We start from the raw sequence: 3,133 nt of genomic DNA on the forward strand, positions 1-3,133 counted from the left end.
AATCTGGTTTTGCGAAGACTGATTATTGATGACATGAACGGCTTATCGACCTGATAGAATCCTGACATAAAAAATGGCTCTCTGAAGCCGTGCGGATTTTTAGGCTTATCAGGTGCGGAACTCATCGAGGCGCGGGCATCCCTGCCCATAGTGACGCCGGATAGATTTAAGCAAGCCAACATCAATCAAAAATCAGTGTTGCAAAAAAGGTGGGGACCATAGATTTTCATTACCGAGCTGCCGTGTGATACGTACGTTAGAACAGTTGATGGAATGGCGAGGCAAACTCGTTTCAATTCGTTGTGATAACGGCCCTGAGTATACCAGTACTGAGTTTCAGGCCTGGGCAAAGCAACATCAGATTCAGCTGAATTTTATCCAACCCGGGAAACCTCAACAGAATGCTTATGTTGAGCGCTATAATCGAACGGTACGCTATGACTGGTTGAGACAATATTTGTTTGCCTCCTTGAGTGAATTACAAGATTCGGCGACAAAATGGCAGTGGTTTTATAATCATGAAAGGCCCAATATGGCATTAGGAGGCTATACTCCAAAGCAGCACTTATTACGTGTTGCCTGAACTCTACTTTTAACCTCCATGAAAAATGGGGGGATTACCATCCCACTACAACACACTCGAACCAACAATATTCGGCACAGATAATACGGTCATGCTTAACAGTGTGTCGTAGTGGGAAAAAGATGACAAATCAATCTTAGGTGTGTCGAAACGGGAAATTAACATTACGGGCAAGTGGACTACTGCTATTGATATAGATTTTGATGAATACCCATACAGCATACCACTTCCAGTTTCGACACATCATACACTATATCTAAGATATGCTCATGTAATGACTGAGATATGCTGAAACAACAAAGTTCCTTGGTAATCCGAATATACTTATCCGATTCGCAGTAAAACCTAATCCTTCAAGGAGAAGATATCATCACCATAATAATCAAGAACCGCTACTACCTTGTATGCGGTTCTTGCATCGCAAAACGATGGCTTATTCATCATAAATCACAGCCAGAAGTGCGCGATAAACTTCTTGGTTAATATCACAGGCTAATGAGAGCATATCGTGTGATTCGGTTGAACAATCCTTACTGGCTTGATCGAGAATAACCTCATACAAAGAAATTCCTAATCTAGTCAGATGCATCGCCTGAGTTAATGGGACAGGCCGCCGATGTTTTATGTAACTCAATAATCTTAGCGTTAATGGTGTCGGTGAATATTTCAAAAGGGCGTGATGAACCTCTTGATTAATACCACTTGCTAATGCGATCAGGTTATTTAAATCTGTTGTACATTCATTTTTTGTTTTTTCGGAAATGAATCTGAACAGAGATATGGCTAAGCCTGAACGATATGCCGCTTGTTTCAGTGAGATAGGGTTATCACTCACAGTTTACCTCTACAGTTACTGCACGTTGTAACAATTTAGTGATTGATTTTGAATAGTACTGCGAGGTGTACGTTCTAGTGGTTGGCCATCCAGATCGAAATATCGATTAGGCCAAATCTCTGAGGGATGTAGTTTGAGGTAATTGGCAATAATCCATTCGCCTTTAGGCCACGGACGTGACAGTGTGTTTGCTAATGTTGATGAGCTGAGCCCTGCTTCACGGGAGAGTGCGGCTAAGGTTGTACCACGCCTACGTAATGCAGCAATAATATCGGCTTGATGCCAGTCTTTTTTACGATTAATCATCCTGCTATCCCTTCCATTAGTTGATGGTGGCGATTCAGACAGGGTTCGCGGACTGGATCAAGAAACCAGCAAGGCCGAAGCCTTCCCTGCCTGAACCACCATTGAAAGGGTAATAACAGGCGCACTGGCAGAAACATCCTACCAGTGTTCTTGATTTCAAGGCCGCGACGCCTTGACCATTGGATTTTGCCAATGGCGGAGATACTTTAACTGATTGTTTTATCTGACTCAATAAGCGAACCAGTATAACTGGCGAAATTTTTGTATATGATCTGCCTGAAATAATCACGACTAATACAACACACAACTTCCCGTTTCGACACACCCTACTCCATCTCTAAGGATAGGGCTTCAACTTCGAATTTCGAGAATGGATAATAAAGTAAGTTTCTTTCTCACGAAGAACAGTGGAATAAGTTAAATATTCAATCTTCTCTAATTGTTCCAGAGCTTGTTTGATGATTCTATTTTGCTCTTTAGGAGGAGAAAGTAACGCTAATCTCTTTCTGATTCTCTCACGTGAAATTGGTGCCGGATTAGAAGGTAAACTTTCAATATAGGTATATAGAGCTTGTGCAACTTCTTTTCGTGGCAATGCATTTATTGGTTTATGACGTAACAATACTTTATAATCAACCTGATACAGCTCCCACAATCTCTCATCAGCTTCCAATTCAACAAGGTCATTTTCAAAAGAAAATCGTCCTGTTTTTAATAATCCCGTCGATACAATATCTTTTATCCCTTCTGAACCTGATTTCGTAAACGTGATCGTTTTACCACGTATTCGCGTCAACGAATCTGCTATATTCTGACGTAGCTTTTTATCAAACCTTTTTGATTCGAAGAGACACATAGTCGCAAATTCATGGAATGGCAGCTGAATAGTGTTCGATTTCAATCCATATTTACTGAACGATTGTATAATCCCGACCCAAATTTTAAAATCAAGCGCCATATTCAAGCGTTCGCCTGTAATCTTCACATTGTTATATCCTTCCCGCCGTGAAAATTCTAAATTCTTGAGTTCTGCGGTTGCATCAATCGTTGTTTGTACACCTTTTGCAGGACGGCTAGAAGGCACGAAAACATTTAGTCTCATCAGAGCTACAGGTTGTATTGTGGCACGGCTAGTAACTGTGAGTTTATTGTTATCATCTTCAGCATCACAGTTAAGATCATCATCAAAAAATACATTATCACTCATATAGTTACACCATATTTGATATTCAACTTAATTAATAATGGATAACTTTCAGCAGTTCCCACTTCGACACACCTAATTAAAGTCCATCCCCATGCAGCAGGGGCCAAAGGAGGTAATCAAGATATGGGACGCACAAAAGGGGGCTCAATACAAAGATACATTTGGCCGTGGATGCGCATGGTATGCCGGTCAGAGCGATTAT

At 41.0% G+C, this 3,133-nt stretch carries 4 protein-coding genes and 2 pseudogenes; 2 read left to right on the plus strand and 4 right to left on the minus strand.

Annotated features, from left to right (window positions below; all coding sequences use genetic code 11):
• Positions 1-223: 223 nt before the first annotated feature.
• Positions 224-583, plus strand: a pseudogene (locus AACQ81_RS02000) (integrase core domain-containing protein); the annotation flags it as partial.
• A gap of 433 nt (positions 584-1,016) precedes the next feature.
• Here AACQ81_RS02000 and AACQ81_RS02005 read toward each other — a convergent pair.
• The 4 genes from AACQ81_RS02005 to AACQ81_RS02020 form a co-directional block, all read right to left on the minus strand.
• Positions 1,017-1,418: a hypothetical protein gene (locus AACQ81_RS02005; RefSeq protein WP_237388413.1), complete on the minus strand. Its 402-nt coding sequence runs from the start codon at positions 1,416-1,418 to the stop codon at positions 1,017-1,019.
• Between the two features lie 15 nt (positions 1,419-1,433).
• Positions 1,434-1,724, minus strand: coding sequence for a helix-turn-helix domain-containing protein (locus AACQ81_RS02010; protein ID WP_237388414.1), 291 nt, complete (start codon positions 1,722-1,724; stop codon positions 1,434-1,436).
• Between the two features lie 34 nt (positions 1,725-1,758).
• The gene (locus AACQ81_RS02015) at positions 1,759-1,956 is read right to left on the minus strand and encodes a hypothetical protein (protein WP_237388415.1); all 198 of its coding nucleotides are present in this window, start codon (positions 1,954-1,956) and stop codon (positions 1,759-1,761) included.
• Positions 1,957-2,061: 105 nt separating this feature from the next.
• The gene (locus AACQ81_RS02020) at positions 2,062-2,931 is read right to left on the minus strand and encodes a protein RepA (RefSeq protein ID WP_237388416.1); all 870 of its coding nucleotides are present in this window, start codon (positions 2,929-2,931) and stop codon (positions 2,062-2,064) included.
• Positions 2,932-3,009: 78 nt separating this feature from the next.
• Between AACQ81_RS02020 and AACQ81_RS02025 the strand changes: the two are divergent.
• A pseudogene (locus AACQ81_RS02025) lies at positions 3,010-3,133 on the plus strand (IS5/IS1182 family transposase); the annotation flags it as partial.

This window comes from Xenorhabdus sp. Sc-CR9 (assembly GCF_963897815.1).
In the GTDB taxonomy this organism is placed as follows: domain Bacteria; phylum Pseudomonadota; class Gammaproteobacteria; order Enterobacterales; family Enterobacteriaceae; genus Xenorhabdus.